Origin of the sequence: Paraburkholderia heleia NBRC 101817, assembly GCF_000739775.1 — a bacterium.
Classification (GTDB): domain Bacteria; phylum Pseudomonadota; class Gammaproteobacteria; order Burkholderiales; family Burkholderiaceae; genus Paraburkholderia; species Paraburkholderia heleia.
On sequence record NZ_BBJH01000055.1, the window covers coordinates 14,453 to 34,460 of the forward strand.

Consider the following 20,008-nt stretch of genomic DNA (forward strand, 5'->3'; position numbering starts at 1 on the left):
GGGTTGCGTTTGCGGCCGCGCGAAACGCAGTTCCAGGCATGCCGATCCACATCGCGTAAAATAGGCGCCTTTCGCACGCGGCGCCCGCCCGGTGGGCCCGTCCGCATGCTTTCCCGACCCGATTTTCTCGTTATCAAGTAGCGAACATGGCAATCAAGTCCGACAAGTGGATCCGGCGCATGGCCGAAGAGCAGAAGATGATCGAGCCGTTCGTGCGCGATCAGGTCCGTATGTCGGAAGACGGCCGCAAGATCGTGAGCTATGGCACCTCGAGCTACGGCTACGACATCCGCTGCGCCGACGAATTCAAGATCTTCACGAATATCAACTCGACCATCGTCGACCCGAAGAACTTCGACGAAAAGTCGTTCGTGGACTTCAAGGGCGACGTCTGCATCATCCCGCCCAATTCGTTCGCGCTGGCGCGCACGGTCGAGTATTTCCGCATTCCGCGCAACGTCCTGACCGTGTGTCTGGGCAAGTCCACCTACGCGCGCTGCGGGATCATCGTGAACGTCACGCCGTTCGAGCCCGAGTGGGAAGGGTACGTCACGCTCGAATTCTCGAATACGACACCTTTGCCTGCGAAAATCTACGCGAACGAGGGGGTGGCGCAAGTGCTGTTCTTCGAGAGCGATGAGATCTGCGAGGTCTCGTACGCGGATCGCGGCGGCAAATATCAAGGCCAGCACGGCGTCACCCTGCCGAAGACCTGACGCAACCGCTCCTGGCACCGGACACAACGACATACGGGGACCGCTGCGCGTCATATGCAGCGGTCGTTTCTTTTGGAGAATCGCCCATGAAGTTTCGTTTTCCCGTCGTCATCATCGACGAAGACTTTCGCTCCGAGAACATCTCGGGTTCCGGCATCCGCGCGCTCGCCGAAGCCATCGAGAAAGAGGGCGCGGAAGTCCTCGGGCTGACGAGCTACGGCGACCTCACGTCGTTCGCGCAGCAGTCGAGCCGCGCGGCGTGCTTCATCCTTTCGATCGACGACGACGAGCTGCTGCCCTACGTGGAAGGTTCGGACGAGGAAGCGCCCGAGCACGCCCCCGCCATCGTCGCGCTGCGCGCGTTCATGGAAGCGGTGCGCAAGCGCAACTCGGACATCCCCATCTTCCTGTACGGCGAGACGCGCACCTCGCGCCATCTGCCCAACGACATCCTGCGCGAGCTGCACGGCTTCATCCACATGTTCGAGGACACGCCGGAGTTCGTTGCGCGCCACGTCATTCGCGAAGCGCGCGTGTATCTCGACGCGCTGGCGCCGCCGTTCTTCAAGGAGCTCGTCAAGTACGCCGACGAAGGTTCGTACTCGTGGCACTGCCCGGGTCACTCGGGCGGCGTCGCGTTCCTGAAGAATCCGCTCGGCCAGATGTTCCACCAGTTCTTCGGCGAGAACATGCTGCGCGCCGACGTCTGCAATGCGGTCGAGGAACTCGGCCAGCTGCTCGATCACACCGGCCCGGTCGCGGCCTCGGAGCGCAACGCGGCGCGCATCTTCAGCGCGGACCACGTGTTCTTCGTGACCAACGGCACGTCCACGTCGAACAAGATCGTCTGGCACGCAACGGTCGCGCCCGGCGACATCGTGCTGGTGGACCGCAACTGCCACAAGTCGATCCTGCACGCGATCACGATGACGGGTGCCATTCCCGTGTTCCTCACGCCCACGCGCAACAACTTCGGCATCATCGGCCCGATTCCGCGCGACGAGTTCAAGCCCGAAAACATCCGCAAGAAGATCCTCGCGAATCCGTTCGCGCGCGAGGCGCTCGAGAAGAACCCGAACGTCAAGCCGCGTATTCTCACGATCACGCAGAGCACCTATGACGGCGTGATCTACAACGTCGAGATGATCAAGGATCTGCTCGGCGACATGCTCGACACGCTGCACTTCGACGAAGCCTGGCTGCCGCACGCCGAATTCCACGCGTTCTACCAGGACATGCATGCGATCGGCGCGGGCCGTCCGCGTACCAAGGCGCTGGTGTTCGCGACGCACTCCACGCACAAGCTGCTCGCCGGCATCTCGCAGGCTTCGCAGATCGTCGTTCAGGATTCGGAAGACAGCGCCTTCGACCGTCACCGCTTCAACGAGGCGTATCTGATGCACACGTCGACGAGCCCGCAGTACGCGATCATCGCGTCGTGCGACGTGGCGGCCGCCATGATGGAAGCGCCGGGCGGCCCGGCACTGGTGGAAGAGTCCATCGCCGAAGCGCTCGACTTCCGCCGCGCCATGCGCAAGGTGGACGCCGAATACGGCGACGACTGGTTCTTCCAGGTCTGGGGGCCGGACGAGCTGGCCGAGGAAGGCATCGGTTCGCGCGAAGACTGGATGCTGCGCCCGAACGATCACTGGCACGGCTTCGGCGCGCTGGCGGAAGGCTTCAACATGCTGGACCCGATCAAGGCGACCATCGTCACGCCGGGTCTGGACGTGGACGGCGAATTCGGCGAGACCGGCATTCCGGCCGCGATCGTGACGAAGTATCTGGCCGAGCACGGCATCATCGTCGAGAAGACGGGTCTGTACTCGTTCTTCATCATGTTCACGATCGGCATCACGAAGGGCCGCTGGAACTCGATGGTGACCGAGCTTCAGCAGTTCAAGGACGACTACGACAACAACCAGCCGCTGTGGCGCGTGCTGCCCGAATTCGTCGCGCAGCATCCGATGTACGAGCGCGTGGGCCTGCGCGACCTGTGCCAGCAGATCCACAGCGTCTACCGCGCCAACGACATCGCGCGCCTCACGACCGAGATGTACCTCTCGAGCATGGAGCCCGCCATGAAGCCCTCGGACGCATTCGCGAAGCTCGCGCACCGCGAGATCGACCGCGTGCCTGTCGACGAACTCGAAGGCCGCGTCACCTCGATCCTGCTCACGCCGTACCCGCCGGGCATTCCGCTGCTGATTCCGGGCGAGCGCTTCAACAGGACGATCGTGAATTATCTGAAGTTCGCGCGCGAGTTCAACGAGCGCTTCCCGGGCTTCCATACCGACATCCACGGGCTCGTGGGCGAGACCATCAACGGCCGCATCGAGTATTTCGTGGATTGCGTGCGCGACTGAACGCGCAAGGGAGGGGAATGTTGGGTGGTTCATCGGCGCGGCTAGCGCGTTACTTTACCGGGATGGTGTCGGCGCTGTCCGCGGCCACGGTGCTGTTCGCCGTGGCGCCGGCGGCGCGCGCCGAGGTCGCGGCCGCCGATCCGATCGACACGGCCATGCGCACGTGTCTCGCGCGCGCGGACCGGTCAACGACGGCCGGACAGATCCAGTGCATGGACGACGCGCGCACCGCGTGGCGCAAGGCCGCCGACACCGCGCTCATGCAGCTGCTCGCGAAGTTGCCGGCTACGCAGCAAAAGCGCTGGCAGCTGAGCCAGCAGAAGTGGGTGGCCTGGCGCGACGCCGAGGACACCATGCTCGGTGCCGCGTTTGCCACCACGAGCGGCAGCACCTATCAGCTGTACGAGGCGGACATGCGCCTGCAGCCGGTGCGCGAGCGCGCGCTTGCGCTGCGCAATCAGGCGGCCACGTACGACGGCGACGCGCCGAAGGCGCGCGTCTGCAGCGCCGACGCGCGCTGCGAGCACGTGAGCTACGACCTCAATCGCTACTACCGTCAGCTCTATGCGCGCATGCCCAGGCACGCGCGGCCTACGGTCTCGCGCGCACAAAGCGCCTGGCGCGCGTATCGCGATGCGACCACGCCGCTCATCGACGAGCATGCGCGGCTCGATCTGCTAGGCGGGCGCCTCGCGACCTTGAAGCGCCTCGCTGAAACGGTGAACAACCACTGAGGCTGCGCCTTCAGTCGAGGATGAACTGCTCCGGCGCGCGCGCCGGCAGCGACGTGGGCTCGCCCATCAGGTCGTGCAACGCGGCCTCGATGCCGGCCGACATCAGGTTGAGCGCGAGGTCGTTGTCTTCGGTGCCGAACGGGTCTTCGAGCTGCGAGGCGATCGCCTCGTGGGCCATGAACGCGTAGGCCACGAACACGGCGAAGATCGGCGTCAAGCCGCCGATGCTGTCGACGAGACCGAACGGCAGCATCGCGCAGAAGAAGTAGACGGTGCGATGAATCATCACCGTATAGGCGAACGGCAGCGGCGTGGAGACGATACGTTCGCACCCGCCGATCACATCCGAAATGCCATTGAGATTGTGCTCGAACGCGAGCACCGCGTAGCCGTCGAGGCGGCTTTCGTGCGTCTCGCGCCGGACCCATTCCGAGGCGCAGAGCATGAGCGTGGCCGGGCGGTAGCGCGAAGCCATCACGCGCTCGAACAGTGCGGGCGGCAGGCGGGGCTCGAGATCGGCGCGCGGGTCGGTATGGCGCAGTTGATGGCGCAGCGCGTGCGGCAGCGCAGCGAGCAGGCCGGCCAGTTCCCGCGCCCGCTCGCGCGTTGCGGCTTCGTCGCCGCCGCGCGGGAGCGTCAGCGCTTGCCGCACCAGCGAGCGCGTCTCGTTGAGCATTTGCCCCCAGAGCTTGCGGCCTTCCCAGTAGCGGTCGTAGCTCGCGCTGTTGCGAAAGCCGAGAAACACCGCGAGCGCAATGCCGATCAGCGAGAACGGCACGGTGCTCAGGTTGACCGTGAGCTTGAGGATGTGATCGTGCGCGGCCACTGCGATGATCGAGAGGACCAGCACGATGAAAAGGCGCGGCAGAAGCTGCGGCAGCACGGAACCGCGCCACGCGAGCAGCATGCGGAACCAGTGGAGATGTGGGCGGACGATCATGGGGCGGGGGGTGCGGGCGCTTTGCGCCCGCTACGCTGCGCTTACCTGAGCGCTGCGCGCGCCGCCGCGATGGCCGCACGCACCTGCTCGGGCGCGGTGCCGCCCGGATGGTTGCGCGCCGAAACCGAGCCTTCGAGCGTCAGCACTTCGAACACGTCCTCGCCCAGCAGGTGTGAGACGGCCGGCAGTTCGCGGCGCATCTCGTCGAGCGTGAGGTCGGCGAGATCGCAGTTGCGGTCCACGCAGATACGCACCGCGTGCGCCACGGCTTCGTGCGCGTCGCGGAACGGCAAGCCCTTCTTGACGAGGTAGTCGGCCAGATCGGTGGCCGTCGAGAAGCCTTGCAGCGCAGCCGCGCGCATTGCCTGCTCCTTGACCGTGATGCCCGCGACCATCTCCGCGAAGATGCGCAGCGTGTCCGCCACGGTATCGACCGTGTCGAACAGGGGCTCCTTGTCTTCCTGGTTGTCCTTGTTGTAGGCGAGCGGCTGGCCCTTCATGAGCGTGAGGAGCGCCATGAGATGGCCGTTCACGCGGCCGGTCTTGCCGCGCGCGAGCTCCGGCACGTCCGGGTTCTTCTTTTGCGGCATGATCGACGAGCCCGTGCAGAAGCGGTCGGCCAGATCGATGAAGCCCACGCGCGGGCTCATCCACAGCACCAGCTCTTCCGAGAAGCGCGAGACGTGCGTCATCACGAGCGCGGCCGCCGCCGTGAATTCGATGGCGAAGTCGCGGTCGGAAACGGCGTCGAGCGAGTTTGCGCAGATGCCGTCGAAGCCGAGCGTCTTCGCCACGGCGAAGCGGTCGATCGGGTAGCTCGTGCCCGCGAGCGCCGCCGCGCCGAGCGGCAGACGGTTCACGCGCTTGCGGCAGTCCGCCATGCGCTCGGCATCGCGCGTGAACATTTCCACGTAGGCGAGCAGGTGATGGCCGAAGGTGACCGGCTGCGCCACTTGCAGGTGCGTGAAGCCGGGCATGATCGTGCCCGAGTGCTGTTCAGCGAGGTCGAGCAGCGCGCCGCGCAGGCCGCCGAGCAGGACGCCGATGCGGTCGATCTCGCCGCGCAGCCACAGGCGGATGTCGGTCGCGACCTGGTCGTTGCGCGAGCGGCCCGTGTGCAGGCGCTTGCCCGCGTCGCCGATCAGGGCGGTCAGGCGCGCTTCGATGTTCAGGTGCACGTCTTCGAGGTCGAGCAGCCATTCGAATTCACCGCGCTCGATCTCGCCCTTGATCTTCGCCATGCCGCCCTGGATGGCGGCGAGGTCGTCGGCGGAGATGATCTTCTGCGCGGCCAGCATCGACGCGTGCGCGAGCGAGCCCTCGATATCGACGAGCGCAAGGCGCTTGTCGAAGAAGACCGACGACGTGTAGCGCTTGACCAGCTCCGACATCGGTTCGGAGAAGCGAGCCGACCAGGCTTCGCCTTTTTTGTGCAGTTGGGACGTCATGGTGATGGGGCGTGAACGAGCAAGCGGTGAGAAGGCGTGCCGCGCGGCGCATTGCGGTGCATTACGTCAGGCACGGCGGGAAAGATCCCGATTTTAACATTGGCGCTCTGCCGGAACGCCGCCAGGCGGAGCGCGCCGCTCAGAGCCGCACCAGCACCACGAGCTTGAGATCTTCGCGGTGCGCGGGCTTGAAGGTGATCTGGTCGTAGGCGATGCGGCCGTGGCGCGGATGGTTGAACTCGCGCCGGCCGCCCTCGCGTTCGAACACGTCCTGCGAGGCCCAGAAGCGCGCGAACGCGTCGCTTGCGGCGATCAGCGAGTCGATCAGCGCGCGCGTGGGTGCGTCGTTCAGGTGGCGGATGGAGTCGGCGCGGAACTCGGCGGCAAGGCGCCGCGCGCGCGTTTCCCAATCCACGATCAGCTCGCGCCCGAGCGGCTCGGTGAACGTGAAGCGCAGCAGGTTGCGGTCGTGCCCGCCGTCGAGCCAGCCGGTGAAGAGGTCCGCCGCATGCGCGTTCCAGGCGAGCGCGGTCCACTGGCGGTCGAGCACGTAGGCGGGGGCATCCACGAGCTGCACCGTTTGCAGCAGCGTGGCGGGCGCGTCCGCGGCGGCGGCAGGATCGGGCTCGGCGGGGTCGCGCTGCGCGGCCAGCTCGAACAGATAGGCGCGCTCGGCGCGCGAGAGCCGCAGCGCGACGGCGATGCGCGCGAGCGCGTCTGCCGAGGCCGAAACGGGGCGCCCCTGCTCGATCCACGTGTACCAGGTCGGACTCACGCCGCACAACTGTGCGACTTCTTCACGGCGCAGGCCCGGCGTGCGGCGGCGCGGGCCGGGCGGCAGGCCGACCTCCGCCGGCGAAAGACGCTCGCGATGGGCGCGGATGAATTCGCCGAGCGCGCGGGCGGGCGTCGCGTCGAGGGTTTTGGCGGAGCCGCTCGCGGCGGCGGGCGTGTCGAGGCTCATTGGGTGTGGGGCGGGTGGCGGCAATACCAGAATAATCGCTTAACTTGTACTGGTACAAAACGGCCTCTATTGTAGCGTCTGACGCGGCGACGGGCCGCCGCGTCGGCCAGCCCGGAGAGGGCAGAACCCGCGGCGCGCAGCGCTCGACGCTTCGCGCCCTACATCAAGCACCGCATCAAAACCCGCAAAAAGGAGCATGCGATGAAGCATCACGATCAGGTCGCCGACGCATTCGGCTCGACCGCCGCCGCCTACCTCACGAGCCAGGTCCACGCGAGCGGCGCGGATCTGGAGAACCTCGCCGCGACGTTCGCGGCCACCTGCGGCAATGCGACGGTGCTGGACATGGGCTGCGGCGCGGGCCATGCGAGCTTCGCCGTGGCGCCGCACGTGCGCGAAGTCGTGGCCTACGACATTGCCCCGCAGATGCTCGCCACGGTCGAAGCCGCGGCGAAGGAGCGTGGCTTGACGACCGTGCGCACGCAGCAGGGCGCGGCGGAAACGCTGCCGTTCGCCGACGCGAGCTTCAACTGGGCCGTGAGCCGCATGAGCGCACACCACTGGCGCGATGTGCCGCGCGCGCTGGCCGAGGTGCACCGCGTGCTCAAGCCGGGCGGCCGGCTGAAGTTCATCGATATCGCGGGCATCGACGATCCGCTTTACGACACGCATATTCAGGCGATCGAACTGTTGCGCGATGCGTCGCACATTCGTGACTACCGCGCCGACGAGTGGCTCGCGATGCTCGACGCCGCCGGCTTCGACGCGAAGGTGAGCGAACGCTGGCGCATCGCGCTCGACTTCGATTCGTGGGTCGCGCGCATGCGTACGCCGCTGGAGCGCGTGAGCGCGATCCGCTCGATGTGGGAGCGCGCGCCGGATGAGGTGCGTGGATACTTCGATGTGCAGAGCGATTTGTCGTTCAAGCTCGATGCACTGATGATCGAGGCGACGCGGCGCGATTGAGGCCCGGGCACGGCAATCAAAAACGGCGTCGTGCCCGCGAGGGCACGACGCCGTTTGCACACGAGCCCAGCGCGAACGCTCAACCCGTATTGCGCAACCCTGCAGCAATCCCGTTGATCGTCAGATGAATACCGCGCCGCACGCGCGGGCTCGGGTCACCGGCGCGATAGCGCTTGATCAGTTCCACCTGCAAGTGATTCAAAGGGTCGAGATACGGGAAGCGGTTCTTGATCGAGCGCGCGAGCAGCGGGTTATCGGCGAGCCGACCGGCTGTGCCCGTGATCTCGCCGAGCACCTTCGTCGTGCGCTCCCATTCGGCCACGATGCGCTCGAACACGAGCTTGCGCAGCTTCTTGTCCGCGACGAGCTGCGCGTAGCGCGAGGCCACCGCGAGGTCGGTCTTCGCGAGCGTCATGTCCATGTTCGAGAGCAGGTTCGAGAAGAACGGCCAGGTCTTGTACATTTTCCTGAACATCGCAAGTCGGCGCGCCCGCTCGGCGTCGCTGCCCGCGTCGTCGAGATACGAGGCCACCGCGCTGCCGAAGCCATACCAGCCCGTAAGCAGCAGGCGGCACTGGCCCCACGAGAAGCCCCATGGAATCGCGCGCAGATCGTCGATCTTGCGGTTCTTCGGGTCCTGCAGCTTGCGCGAGGCTGGGCGGCTGCCGATGTTCAGCTCCGCGATTTCCGTGATCGGCGTCGAGGCGAAGAAATAGTCGGTGAAGCCCGGCGTCTCGTACACGAGCGAGCGGTACGCGGCCATCGCGGCGTCGGAGAGATGCTGCATCGCCTCTTCGAACGCGGGTAGTTCGTCGGGCGCGCTGCTCGCGCCGCCCATCGGCAGCAGCGTCGCTTCGAGGGTCGCGGCGATCACCGTTTCGAGGTTGCGGCGGCCGATCTCCGGATTACCGAACTTGCTCGCGATGACTTCGCCCTGTTCCGTGAGGCGGATCTGTCCTTCCACCGTGCCCGGCGGCTGCGAGAGGATCGCGTTGTAGGTCGGGCCGCCTCCACGGCCCACCGTGCCACCGCGGCCGTGGAACAGACGCAGCGTGATGCCGCGCTGCTTGTACAGCGCGACGAGCGCCAGCTCCGCGCGGTACAGCTCCCAGTTCGAGGTGAGGAAGCCGCCGTCCTTGTTGCTGTCCGAGTAGCCGAGCATGATTTCCTGCTCGTTGCCCTGGTGCTCGACAATGCCGTCGATGCCCGGCAGCGCGAGCAGGTCGCGCATGATGCCCGGCGCGTGGCGCAGGTCGGGAATCGTCTCGAAGAGCGGGATCACCATCAGCGCGGCCTTCGCGGGGTCTTCCGCGTGGCCGAGGCGCCCGCCCATGAGGCCGGTTTCCTTCTGCAGCAGCATCACTTCGAGCAGGTCGGAAACCGTTTCGGTGTGCGAGATGATGTAGTTGCGCACCGCGCGCGCGCCGAACTTCTCGCGCGTCACGCGCGCCATTTCCAGCACGCCCAGCTCGCTCTTCACGAGGTCCGAATAGTCGAGATACGGCGAGCGCAGCGTGCGCGGATCGGTGAGTTGCGCGAGCAGCACGATCTGCTTGTCCTCTTCGGACAGCGCCGCGTAGTCGGCCTCGACGCCGGCGCGCGCGAGCAGCTCCGTAATCACGGCTTCGTGGATGTCCGAACTCTGGCGCAGATCGATCGAGGCGAGATGGAAGCCGAACACGTCGACAGCTCGCATGAGCGGGGCAAGCCGCGTGGTGGCGAGCGACGCGCCGTGATGCTCGGCGAGCGAATCCATCAGGATATGCAGGTCGCGCGAGAACTCGTCCGCGTCGGCGTAGGGCGTGGCGCGCACGGGTGCGGCGTTGCGGCCCGCGCTGCGCACGGCCACCACGCCTTCGCCCAGACGCACGCGCGCGCTGGCGGCAAGGCGCGTGTACACGCCGATCAGCGCGCGGCGATACGGCTCGTCCACGCGGTGCGGCGACTGGTCGGGCGAGGCTTCGGCCAGCGCCTGCAGCTCAGCGCTTGCGCCCGCGAGCAGGTTCGACACCGACAGCTCGGCGCCCAGGCGGTGCACTTCGTCGAGGTAATGCTGCAGGATCACCTGCGCCTGGCGCTCGCTCGCTTCTTCGAGCGTGGCGGCCGTGACGTTCGGGTTGCCGTCGCGGTCGCCGCCGATCCAGCTGCCCATCTGGAAGAAAGCGGGCAGGCGTGCCGAAAGGCCGTGTTCCTTCAACTGCATTTCGATCTCGCCGTAGAGCGCCGGGATCTCGGTGAGGAAGGTCGTGTGGTAATACGAAAGCGCGTTTTCGATTTCGTCGCCGACGGTCAGGCGCGACTCGCGCAGCATGCGCGTTTGCCAAAGCGAGGTCACGCGCGCGCGCAGGAGCGACTCGTTGTGCTCGAGTTCGCGATGCGTGAGCGGCTGGTCGCGCTCGGCGAGCAGGCGCGCGATGTCGTGCTGCGAGTCGAGCGTGCTCTTGCGCTGCACTTCCGTGGGGTGCGCGGTGAGCACGGGGACGATCAGCGCGTCGTTGAAAAACTGCTGGAGCACCGGTGTCGCGGCCGCGCCCGCAAGCGCGAGACGTTCGAGCGAATGCGCGATGGTGCCCGCCTGCGGCGCCGACCCCGCGAGGTCGTGAATGCGGCGGCGGCGGTTGCGGTGGCGGTCTTCAGCGATGTTCGCGAGATGCGAGAAGTAGCTGAACGCGCGCACGACGCTCACGGTCTGCTCGGGCGAGAGCGCGCGCAACTGCTTTTCCAGTGCCAGCGCGTCGGCGTTGTCGTCCTCGCGGCGAAAGCGCACGGCGGTCTGACGAATGGTTTCCACGATGTCGAACACGGCGTCGCCTTCCTGCTCGCGCAGTACCTCGCCGAGCAGGCGGCCCAGGTACCGGATGTCTTCGAAGAGCGGCTGGTCCTTGTCGTCGCGCGCGCGGCCATTGCGCGAAGCGCCGGCGCCCGCTTTCGGCGCCTTCGCCGCCCGCGTGGCCTTCGTCACTTTTTCGGCCTTCGGCGTCTTCGGCGCCTTTGCAGCCTGGGCGGCCGGTTTGTGCGTCGTGGATTTCGTGGATTTCGTGGTCTTCGTCGTTTTCGGCGGTTTCGTGGACGGCGTGGCCGATGCGGCCTTCGAGGATGCGTTCTGCGATGCGGTGTTGCGGCGCTCTGCGCGCGCCGAGCCTGAAGACTTCACGATGTTTTCCTTGAGGCTTGCCAGGATATGGGCAGGTTAGTCGGGGAACTGCCAACTGCGTGGCCGCGGCGCGTGCCGGGCCGTGTACTGCGGGTGCAACCTGGAGAGGGTGGAAGGTGCCACCCTGTGCGAGCCGTGCGGATAGGGCAGAGGCGGCGCCGCTCGCCAATGGCGGTGCACCGGGTGCAGGCCTTGCTGGAGAGTGCGCCGCTGCGAAGGCGGACGCAAGCCGAACGCCGCGGCGATGGCCGGGGCTGCGCGGGCCGTATACGTGCCGGGCGCGCGCCAGTTTGCCTGCGATGGGTACAGTAAGCGCCCCTGCAACGCCCGAGTCTCTTCCTTGCCGCCGCCCGCGCCTTGTCAGCCTGTCCCAGCGGGGAGGCGGTAAAAAGGGCGCGTGCTAACATTGCCTGTTATCCGATCCTGCTTTTCATCCCGTCATTCGATGTCCTTGCCATGAACTCCGAGACGTTATCCGCGCCCATGCCCCGCACCCTGGTGATCGCTTCGCGGGAGAGCCGCCTCGCGATGTGGCAGGCCGAGCATGTGCAAGCTGCGCTGCACAAATTATATCCAGCCTGCGACGTGAAAATTGTTGGAATGACGACACGCGGCGATCAAATTCTCGACCGCACGCTCTCGAAGGTGGGCGGCAAGGGTCTTTTCGTGAAGGAACTGGAGCAGGCGCTCGCCGAGGGCCGCGCCGATCTCGCCGTGCACTCGCTCAAGGACGTGCCGATGGAGCTGCCCGAAGGCTTCACGCTCGCGGCCATCATGGAGCGCGAGGACCCGCGCGACGCGTTCGTCTCCAACGACTACGACTCGCTCGCCGCGCTGCCGGCGGGCAGCGTGGTGGGCACGTCGAGCCTGCGCCGCGAGTCGATGATCCGTGCGCGCTATCCGGATCTCGACGTCAAGCCGTTGCGCGGCAATCTCGACACGCGCCTTTCCAAGCTCGACCGCGGCGACTACGCGGCCATCATTCTCGCGGCCGCGGGCTTGAAGCGCCTTGGCCTCGGCGCGCGTATCCGCGCGCTCATCGAGCCCGAGGACAGCCTGCCGGCGGCGGGCCAGGGCGCGCTCGGCATCGAGATCCGCGCCGATCGCGCCGATCTCGCCGCATGGCTCGCGCCGCTGCACGACGACGCCACCGCGAAGGCCGTCGAAGCCGAGCGCATGGTTTCGCGCGCGCTGGGCGGCAGCTGCACGGTGCCGCTTGCGGCCTACGCGCAGTGGCACGACGGCAAGCTTGCGCTGCGCGGCACGATCGCCACGCCCGACGCGAGCCGCGTGCTCGCCGCGCAGGAGGCCGACGCGGCATCCACGGTCGACGATGCCATGGCGCTCGGCCGCCGCGTTGCCGACGACCTCATCGCGCAGGGCGCGCTCGAGATCGTACGCGCGCTCGCGGACGCGGCCCAGGCCGCAGACGGTCCCAATGCCGCGCCCGCCAGGGGCGCCGCCACCCACAACCCAACCGGCGCGGGCGAAGGCCCGGCCTCCAGATGATGGCCGATCCCAGGCAACCGTACGGCAACCCCGACCAGCCCGACGACTGGGGCGGGCCTGGCGCGCCCTCCACCGGCGCGAAGCGCGCGTCGACGCCAGGCGGCGATAACCGCCATGGCGGCAGTGGTGACGGTAATGCATTCACCGTCGTCATTACCCGGCCGGCCGGTCAGTCGGATGGTCTCGCCGGGCAGCTCGCGCGGCATGGCATGCGCACGCTCGACTTCCCGCTCATCGCCATTGCGCCCGTGACCGACGAAGCGCCGCTGCGCGCCGCGCTCGGCGCGCTCGAGCGCTACGCGCTCGTCGTGTTCGTTTCGCCGAACGCCGTCGATCGCGCGTTCGCGTGCTATGCCTCGGTCTCGTCGATCTGGCCGCCTGCGCTGCCCGTGGCCGTGGTCGGCCCGGCGAGCGTGGCCGCACTTGAGCGGCACGGCGTGGCGGCACCCGAGCATCGCGTGGTGAGCCCCGCGGGCGCGGGGGACGAAGAGCCTGCGCGCTTCGATTCGGAGTCGCTCTACGCCGCGCTCGAAAAGACCTTCGGCGTGGACGCGTTCGCGGGCAAGCGGGTCCTGATCGTGCGCGGCGACGGCGGCCGCGAGTGGCTCGCCGAGCGTCTGCGCGAGGCGGGCGCCGAGGTGGAGACCGTGGCGGCCTACCGCCGCGTCGTGCCCGAGCCGCCCATCGCCGCCTGGACCCAGGTGCATGGGCTGCTCGAAGGCGCGCCGCATGCGTGGCTCGTCACGAGCTCCGAGGGCGTGCGCAACCTCGACGAACTCGCGCGCGAGCACCTCACGGCGGGCGAGATCGTCGAGCTGCGTCACGCGCCGCTCGTCGCGCCCCACCCGCGGATCGCCGAGACGGCGCGCTCAATGGGTTTTGATAGGATTGCGGTGTCCGGCGCGGGCGACGAACGCATCGTCGAGACGCTGCTAGGCCTCGCTTCTTCCGTTGTTCAACCGGTTCAGAACACTCCGGCCCAGGCGCCGGCCAACCCACGCATGACAGATTCGAACAACTCGAGCAGCACAGCTAATCAGGGCGCCGTCGCGACGAGCGCGTCGGCATCGGGCGGCGCATCGGCGCGGCCTTCGTATGCTTCGTCGGGTGCGGGGTCTTCTGCGCCGCTGACCCCGCCGCCGGGTGCGGGCAACGGGCGGCGCGGCGCGGGCACGGCGCTGCTGTGGCTCGTCGTGGTGCTGGTCGCGGCGGGCTCGGGCGCAGGCGGCTATTTCCTCAACCGCAAGGTCGACAATCTCGGCATGCAGGCCATCGAACGTCAGCAGGCGAGCGAGCAGCAGACCGCCGCGCTGCGCGCGCGCACCGACCAGGCGGTTGCGGGCGCGCAGCAGATCGACAAGCAGATCGCCCAGCTCGAAGGCAAGATCGCCGACGCACAGAATTCGCAGCAGGCGCTCGCGCAGCAATACGCCGACCTGTCGAAGAGCCGCGACGACTGGACGCTCGCCGAAGTCGGCCAGATGCTGTCGAGCGCGAGCGAACAGCTCCAGCTCACGGGCAACACGCAGCTCGCGCTCTTCGCGCTGCAAAGCGCCGACACGCGCCTCGCCGCCTCGGACAACGCGCAGGCCATCGCCGTGCGCAAGGCGATCGCGCAGGACATCGACAAGCTCAAGGCCGCACCGTCCACCGACCTCACGGGTCTCGCCATCAAGCTCGACACCGCGCTCGGCCAGATCGACTCGCTGCCGCTTTCGGGTGAGGCGATCGTCGCGCATACGAAGCCGGAGGCTGCGCAACCCGCCGATATCGCGCAGGTTGCCGCCGCGACCAACCAGCCGAAATGGAAGGTCTGGATCGACACGTTCGTCGACGGTGTGGGCAAGCAGATCGCGAGCCTCGTGCAGGTGCGCCGCATCGACAACGCGGACGCCATGCTGGTGTCGCCCGATCAAGGCTATTTCGTGCGCGAGAACCTGAAGCTGCGTTTGCTGTCGGCGCGCCTGTCGCTGCTCTCGCGCAACCAGGAAACGCTCAAGTCCGACCTCGCGGCCGCCGACGCCACGCTCGCACGCTACTTCGACGGCGCCTCGAAGGACACGCAAACCGTGCGCGAGCTGCTCAAGGAAGTGAACGACGGCTCGGCCGCCGTCGCGCTGCCCACGCTCGACACGAGCCTGAAGGCGATCCAGCAATACCGGAGCCGGGGGTAAGACATGGCGATCCGTGGACTCCTCTGGCTCGCGCTTCTCTTCGCGATTGCCGTCGCGCTCGCGACCGTCGGGCGCTTCGACACCGGGCAGGTGCTGCTCGTCTATCCGCCGTATCGCGTGGACGTCTCGCTCAACCTGTTCGTGGTCGGCATCGTCGTGGCCTTCCTGCTGCTTTACGCGATCCTGCGTTTCGCCCGCAATATCGTGACGATGCCGCGCCGCGTGGCCGCCTACCGCGCGCGCGCGCGTGCCGAGAAGGCGAACTCGGCGCTGCGCGACGCCGTGGGCAACCTCTACGCGGGCCGCTTCTCGCGTGCCGAGAAAGCCGCGCGCGATTCGCTCGCCGACGCGAAGAATACGAGCGCCGCGGGCCTGATCGCCGCGACGGCTGCGCATCGTCTGCATGAATACGCGCGCCGCGACGAATGGCTCACCCAGGTCGACGACCCCGACCTCCAGGAAGCGCGCCTCATGGCGACCGCCGACATGCGCGCCGACGGCCGCGACGCCGATGGCGCGCTCGCCGCGCTCACCGAAATGCGCACGCAGGGTGGCCGCCGCATCCATGCGCAACAGATCGCGCTGCGCGCGCAGCAGCAGCTCAAGAACTGGAGCGAAGTGCTCAAGCTCGTGAAGACGCTGGAAAAGCGCGAGGCGTTGCACCCGGCCGTGGCCGTGCGTCTGCGCCAGCTTGCGGCGGAAAATCTGCTGCGCGACCGCCGTCACAACGCCGATGCGCTGCTCGAGCTGTGGCAGTCGCTCTCGAACGTCGAGCGCCACTCGCCGCGCCTCGCCGACTGCGCCGCCGAACTGCTGATCGCGCTCGGACGCCCGGCCGACGCGCGCAAGATCGTCGAGGAAGCGCTCGCGCAGAACTGGGACGCGCGCTTGCTGCGCCGCTATCCGGACACGGCGGACAGCGACGCGCTGCCGCTCATCCAGAAGGCCGAAGCGTGGCGCAAGGAGCGCCCCGAGGACGGCGACCTGCTGTTCGCGCTGGGCCGTTTGTGCCTGAAGCAGCAACTGTGGGGCAAGGCGCAGTCGTTCCTCGAAGCCGCGCTCAAGTCCGCCGACGCGACGCAGAACGAGCCGCTCAAGATCCGCTCGCATCGCGCGCTCGCGCGCCTGCACGAGCAGCTGGGCGATGGCGAGAAGGCGGCTTCGCACTACCGCGAGAGCGCACTGTCGATGAACGTGGTGTAAAGAAGAAGCCGTCGCGAAACCGAAGCCGTAACGAAAACGGCCGCCTGCAAAACAGGCGGCCGTTTGTCCTTGCTGAAGCCGTCATGCGTTTAGCGGTTCACGAGCTTCGCCGGCGCCGATAGGGCGAGCAAGCCGCCCAGGATCATGAACGCCGCGAGCATGTACATGCCCGAATCGTTGGCCTTCGTGGCCTCCTTGAGCCAGCCCACCGCATACGGGCTCAGAAAGCCCGCGAGATTGCCGATCGAGTTGATGAGCGCGATGCCGGCCGCCGCGCCCGTGCCCGCGAGCCAGGCCGTGGGCAGGCTCCAGAACAGCGGCAGGGTGGTGAGAATGCCCATGGTCGCGATGGTGAGCGCCGTCATGGCGAGCGTGGTGTCGTGCGCCCACGTGACCGACAGCACGAGGCCGAGCGCGCCGATGGCGGCCGGCACGGCGATGTGCCAGCGGCGCTCGCGCGCGCGGTCGGCGCTCTTCGCGAAGAGCACCATGCCGATCACGGCTGCCGCGAACGGGATCGCCGAAAGCAGGCCGATGGTCAGCGCGTCTTTCACGCCCGTCGCCTTGATGATGGTGGGCAGCCAGAAGCTCACACCGTAGAGGCCCATTACGAACGAGAAGTAGGTGAGGCTCATCACCAGCACGCGCGCGCTCGTGAGCACGGTCATGATCGGCGGGTCTTCCTTGGTGGCGTCCTCCATGGCGATGTTGCGTTCGAGCAGCGCGCGCTCTTCCTGCGTGAGCCACTTCGCTTTGCCGATGCGGTCATCGAGCACGAAGAACACCAGCACGCCGACGATCACCGAAGGCAGCCCTTCGAGCAGGAACAGCCACTGCCAGCCTTGCCAGCCGTTCGCGCCGTCGAAGGACTTGAGAATCCAGCCCGACACCGGCCCGCCGATCACGCCCGACAGCGCAATGGCCGTCATGAACCACGTGGTCACGCGCCCGCGGCGGTGCGCCGGATACCAGTAGGTGAGATAGAGGATGATGCCGGGGAAGAAGCCCGCTTCGCACAGGCCGAGCAGAAAGCGCATCACGTAGAACAGGGTCGGCGTGGTCACGAACATCGTCAGGATGGAGACGAGCCCCCATGTGACCATGATGCGCGCGATCCACACGCGCGCGCCCACGCGATGCAGGATCACATTGCTTGGCACTTCGAAAAGAAAGTAGCCGACGAAGAAAATGCCCGCGCCGAAGCCATAAACCGCATCGGAGAGATTGAGCGCCGAGCTCATCTGCAGCTTGGCGAAGCCCACGTTGACGCGGTCCAGATACGCGACCACGTAGCACAGCATGAGAAGCGGAATGAGGCGCCACGCGACTTTGCGGTAGGTGGTTTCTTCGAAGGCGGAGGGCGGGGCGCCCGCTCCCGCTTGCGGCAGATGATTGGCTGGACTGGCCATGGTGTCTCCAGGTCGGATCGGTCGTGCTTGTTGTATTGCCGCCATCGTGATGGCGGGTATTCGACGCGAAAGCACGATCATTCTATACGCGCCGCCGCGGCGCGACGGCGCGCAAATCTCGGGGAAAACACCGATCGGTCAAGGACTTGCTGAACGCCCGCGACAGCTACACGCAGCGCCCGCCATCCACTTCGATGCAGGTGCCGGTGATGAACGCCGCCTCATCCGAGGCGAGGTAGAGACACGCGTTGGCCACGTCCTGCGGCGTGGAAAAGCGCCCGAGCGGAATGGTCGCGACGAAGCGCTGGCGGTTCTCGGGCGTGTCGGGCACGCCCATGAACTCCGCCGTGAGGCCCGTATCGCCGATTACGGGATTCACGCAGTTCACGCGGATCCGGTCGGGGCCCAGCTCGGCGGCGAGTGCCTTGCTGGCCACGATCATGGCGCCCTTGCTGCCGTTGTACCAGACGAGCCCGGGCCGGGGCCGGATGCCCGCCGTCGACGCGATATTGACGAACGCGCCGCCGCCGCGCTCGCGAAAGTGCGGCACGAACGCGCGCACGCTCCAGTAGAGGCCCTTCACGTTGACGGCGTACACGCGGTCGAACTCCGCTTCGCTCACTTCGAGCACGGGCTTGTTGCGATGCGTGGTGCCCGCGTTGTTGACGACGATCTGCACGCTGCCGAAGTCTTCGATGGCCGCTTCGCGCAGCGCGTGCCAGTCGGCTTCGCGCGTGATGTCCCCTTGCACGGCGATGGCCTTGCCGCCTGCAAGCGCGATCTCGCTCGCCACGCGCCCGGCGGCGTCGCCGTTCAGATCGTTGATGACGACGTTCGCGCCTTCGCGCGCGTATGTCTTTGCAATGCCTTCGCCGAAGCCCGAACCGGCGCCGGTCACGACGGCTGTCTTGCCTTTGAGTCGCATGGTGTCTCCGTTTGTGTTGATCGACACGATTCAGCCGTGCCGGATGGCGATGGTCTTGAGCACCGTGAAGCCATAGAGCGCTTCGAAGCCTTTTTCGCGCCCGTGTCCCGAGTGCCGCGTGCCGCCGAACGGCAACTCGACGCCGCCGCCCGCGCCGTAGTTGTTGACGAACACCTGGCCCGCGCGCACGCGCCGGGCGAGACGCATCTGGCGCGCGCCGTCGCGTGTCCAGATGCCGGCGACGAGGCCATATGGCGTGCCGTTGGCGAGCGCGAGTGCTTGTTCCTCGCTCTCGAAGGGCATGGCCGCGAGCACGGGGCCGAACACTTCCTCCTGGGCGAGGCGGCTTTGCGGCGGCACGTCGCGCAGGAGCGTCGGGACTTCGTAGAAGCCGCCGCTGGGGGCATCGGCTTCGAGCCTGCCGCTTGCCGCCGTGACGATGCGGCTCGCGGCCGCCTCGTCGAGAAAGCCGCGCACGCGCTGGCGCTGCTTTTCGTTGATGAGGGGGCCGCAGTCGAGATCGGCGCTGGCGGGGCCCACGCGCAACTTGCCGAACGAAGCGGCGAGCCGGTCGACGAGCGGCTCGTAGGCGCCGCGCTCGATCAGCACGCGGCTGCCCGCCGAACAGGTTTGCCCCGCGTTCTGCACGATTGCGGCGACGAGCACGGGCAGCGCGGCGTCGAGATCGGCATCGGCGAAGACGATTTGCGGCGACTTGCCGCCCAGTTCGAGCGTAACGGGCACGTGGTGTTCGGCGGCCATCTGCGCGACGAGCTTGCCCGTTTGCGGCGAGCCCGTGAATGAGATGTGGTCGATGCCGGGATGCGCACTGAGCGCCGCGCCCGCCTCGTGCCCGAGCCCGGTGACGATATTGAGCGCGCCCGCGGGCAGGCCGGCTTCGCGCGCGAGTTCGGCCACGCGCAGCAGCGACACGCAGGCGTCCTCGGCGGGCTTCACCACGCACGCGTTGCCGGTGGCGAGCGCCGCGCCCACGCTGCGGCCGAAGATCTGCATCGGGTAGTTCCAGGGCACGATATGCCCCGTCACGCCATGCGGCTCGCGCACCGTGAGCACCGTGTAGCCGGCCTGGTAGGGCAGCGTTTCGCCGTGCAGCTTGTCGGCGGCACCCGCGTAGAACTCGAAATAGCGCGCGAGCGCGGCGGCGTCGGCGCGCGCCTGCTTGAGCGGCTTGCCGGTGTCGCGCGCTTCGAGCTGCGCGAGTTCCTCCTTGTGCTGGCTGACGAGGCCCGACAGCGCGAACAGCATTCGCCCGCGCTCGGCGGCGCTCAGTGCGCCCCAGGCGCCCTCGAAGGCCTTGCGTGCGGCCGTGACAGCGGCGTCGATGTCGGCGGCATTGCCGCGCGCAAGCTGCGCGAAGGGCCGGCCGGTGGAGGGATCGATCGCAGCGAGCGTCTCGCCGCTGGCGGGCGACTGCCATTCGCCGCCGATGAAGTGCTTCGCTTCTTCCATGCATGCGCCTCGTAAATGGGGTGAAACGAG

Annotated in this window: 15 protein-coding genes; 8 read left to right on the plus strand and 7 right to left on the minus strand. The window is 67.5% G+C overall.

The genetic code is table 11. The features are described from left to right. The first annotated feature begins 146 nt into the window (after positions 1-146). The 3 genes from dcd (at position 147) to BHE01S_RS32515 (ending at position 3,816) form a co-directional block, all read left to right on the plus strand. On the plus strand, positions 147-716 hold the full coding sequence (gene dcd / locus BHE01S_RS32505; protein ID WP_028207739.1) for a dCTP deaminase: 570 nt from the start codon (positions 147-149) through the stop codon (positions 714-716). A gap of 86 nt (positions 717-802) precedes the next feature. Continuing rightward, positions 803-3,082: an arginine/lysine/ornithine decarboxylase gene (locus BHE01S_RS32510; RefSeq protein ID WP_042271582.1), complete on the plus strand. Its 2,280-nt coding sequence runs from the start codon at positions 803-805 to the stop codon at positions 3,080-3,082. A 17-nt stretch (positions 3,083-3,099) separates the two neighbouring features. Beyond that, entirely contained in the window at positions 3,100-3,816 is a 717-nt protein-coding gene (locus BHE01S_RS32515; protein WP_042271585.1) for a lysozyme inhibitor LprI family protein, read from the plus strand. A 10-nt stretch (positions 3,817-3,826) separates the two neighbouring features. On the opposite strand, the gene BHE01S_RS32520 is transcribed toward BHE01S_RS32515, so the two are convergent. From BHE01S_RS32520 to BHE01S_RS32530, 3 genes are all read right to left on the minus strand, one after another. After that, positions 3,827-4,756 (minus strand): bestrophin family protein, encoded by a 930-nt coding sequence (locus BHE01S_RS32520; RefSeq protein WP_042271588.1) that lies wholly within the window; start codon positions 4,754-4,756, stop codon positions 3,827-3,829. Positions 4,757-4,797: 41 nt separating this feature from the next. Continuing rightward, on the minus strand, positions 4,798-6,204 hold the full coding sequence (gene argH / locus BHE01S_RS32525) for an argininosuccinate lyase (RefSeq protein WP_042271592.1): 1,407 nt from the start codon (positions 6,202-6,204) through the stop codon (positions 4,798-4,800). 139 nt (positions 6,205-6,343) lie between these two features. Continuing rightward, the gene (locus BHE01S_RS32530) at positions 6,344-7,168 is read right to left on the minus strand and encodes a helix-turn-helix transcriptional regulator (RefSeq protein WP_042271595.1); all 825 of its coding nucleotides are present in this window, start codon (positions 7,166-7,168) and stop codon (positions 6,344-6,346) included. A gap of 201 nt (positions 7,169-7,369) precedes the next feature. Between BHE01S_RS32530 and BHE01S_RS32535 the strand changes: the two genes are divergently transcribed. Next, complete coding sequence (locus BHE01S_RS32535) at positions 7,370-8,134, plus strand: class I SAM-dependent methyltransferase (protein WP_042271598.1); 765 nt, start codon at positions 7,370-7,372, stop codon at positions 8,132-8,134. A gap of 79 nt (positions 8,135-8,213) precedes the next feature. On the opposite strand, the gene ppc is transcribed toward BHE01S_RS32535, so the two are convergent. Then, a complete protein-coding gene (ppc, locus tag BHE01S_RS32540) occupies positions 8,214-11,096 on the minus strand; it encodes a phosphoenolpyruvate carboxylase (RefSeq protein WP_245639930.1) in 2,883 nt (960 codons plus the stop codon). Between ppc and BHE01S_RS39395 the strand changes: the two genes are divergently transcribed. The 4 genes from BHE01S_RS39395 to BHE01S_RS32555 all read left to right on the plus strand — a co-directional run bounded on the left by BHE01S_RS39395 (position 11,083) and on the right by BHE01S_RS32555 (position 16,174). Then, positions 11,083-11,328, plus strand: coding sequence for a hypothetical protein (locus BHE01S_RS39395; protein WP_245639931.1), 246 nt, complete (start codon positions 11,083-11,085; stop codon positions 11,326-11,328). The two genes, ppc and BHE01S_RS39395, sit on opposite strands and share 14 nt — an antisense overlap. Positions 11,329-11,744: 416 nt before the next feature. Beyond that, positions 11,745-12,797: a hydroxymethylbilane synthase gene (gene hemC / locus BHE01S_RS32545; protein ID WP_042271604.1), complete on the plus strand. Its 1,053-nt coding sequence runs from the start codon at positions 11,745-11,747 to the stop codon at positions 12,795-12,797. Then, positions 12,794-14,971, plus strand: coding sequence for a fused uroporphyrinogen-III synthase HemD/membrane protein HemX (gene hemDX / locus BHE01S_RS32550; protein WP_245639932.1), 2,178 nt, complete (start codon positions 12,794-12,796; stop codon positions 14,969-14,971). The genes hemC and hemDX overlap by 4 nt, the downstream gene beginning before the upstream one ends. A 3-nt stretch (positions 14,972-14,974) precedes the next feature. Further along, the gene (locus tag BHE01S_RS32555) at positions 14,975-16,174 is read left to right on the plus strand and encodes a heme biosynthesis protein HemY (RefSeq protein WP_042271607.1); all 1,200 of its coding nucleotides are present in this window, start codon (positions 14,975-14,977) and stop codon (positions 16,172-16,174) included. An 89-nt stretch (positions 16,175-16,263) separates the two neighbouring features. On the opposite strand, the gene BHE01S_RS32560 is transcribed toward BHE01S_RS32555, so the two are convergent. From BHE01S_RS32560 to BHE01S_RS32570, 3 genes are all read right to left on the minus strand, one after another. After that, positions 16,264-17,583 (minus strand): MFS transporter, encoded by a 1,320-nt coding sequence (locus BHE01S_RS32560; protein WP_042271609.1) that lies wholly within the window; start codon positions 17,581-17,583, stop codon positions 16,264-16,266. A 166-nt stretch (positions 17,584-17,749) separates the two neighbouring features. Continuing rightward, positions 17,750-18,508, minus strand: a complete 759-nt coding sequence (locus BHE01S_RS32565) for an SDR family oxidoreductase (protein WP_042271613.1) — start codon at positions 18,506-18,508, stop codon at positions 17,750-17,752. Positions 18,509-18,538: 30 nt separating this feature from the next. After that, positions 18,539-19,978 (minus strand): aldehyde dehydrogenase family protein, encoded by a 1,440-nt coding sequence (locus BHE01S_RS32570; protein ID WP_042271616.1) that lies wholly within the window; start codon positions 19,976-19,978, stop codon positions 18,539-18,541. Between the last annotated feature and the right edge of the window lie 30 nt (positions 19,979-20,008).

Coding starts and splice junctions, on each gene's coding strand:
- BHE01S_RS32565 (WP_042271613.1), bottom strand. CDS start 18,508: ATGCGACTCAAAGGCAAGACAGCCGTCGTGACCGGCGCCGGTTCGGGC.
- hemDX (WP_245639932.1), top strand. CDS start 12,794: ATGATGGCCGATCCCAGGCAACCGTACGGCAACCCCGACCAGCCCGAC.
- BHE01S_RS32530 (WP_042271595.1), bottom strand. CDS start 7,168: ATGAGCCTCGACACGCCCGCCGCCGCGAGCGGCTCCGCCAAAACCCTC.
- BHE01S_RS32520 (WP_042271588.1), bottom strand. CDS start 4,756: ATGATCGTCCGCCCACATCTCCACTGGTTCCGCATGCTGCTCGCGTGG.
- BHE01S_RS32560 (WP_042271609.1), bottom strand. CDS start 17,583: ATGGCCAGTCCAGCCAATCATCTGCCGCAAGCGGGAGCGGGCGCCCCG.
- BHE01S_RS32510 (WP_042271582.1), top strand. CDS start 803: ATGAAGTTTCGTTTTCCCGTCGTCATCATCGACGAAGACTTTCGCTCC.
- hemC (WP_042271604.1), top strand. CDS start 11,745: ATGAACTCCGAGACGTTATCCGCGCCCATGCCCCGCACCCTGGTGATC.
- dcd (WP_028207739.1), top strand. CDS start 147: ATGGCAATCAAGTCCGACAAGTGGATCCGGCGCATGGCCGAAGAGCAG.
- BHE01S_RS32555 (WP_042271607.1), top strand. CDS start 14,975: ATGGCGATCCGTGGACTCCTCTGGCTCGCGCTTCTCTTCGCGATTGCC.
- BHE01S_RS32515 (WP_042271585.1), top strand. CDS start 3,100: ATGTTGGGTGGTTCATCGGCGCGGCTAGCGCGTTACTTTACCGGGATG.
- BHE01S_RS32570 (WP_042271616.1), bottom strand. CDS start 19,978: ATGGAAGAAGCGAAGCACTTCATCGGCGGCGAATGGCAGTCGCCCGCC.
- BHE01S_RS32535 (WP_042271598.1), top strand. CDS start 7,370: ATGAAGCATCACGATCAGGTCGCCGACGCATTCGGCTCGACCGCCGCC.
- argH (WP_042271592.1), bottom strand. CDS start 6,204: ATGACGTCCCAACTGCACAAAAAAGGCGAAGCCTGGTCGGCTCGCTTC.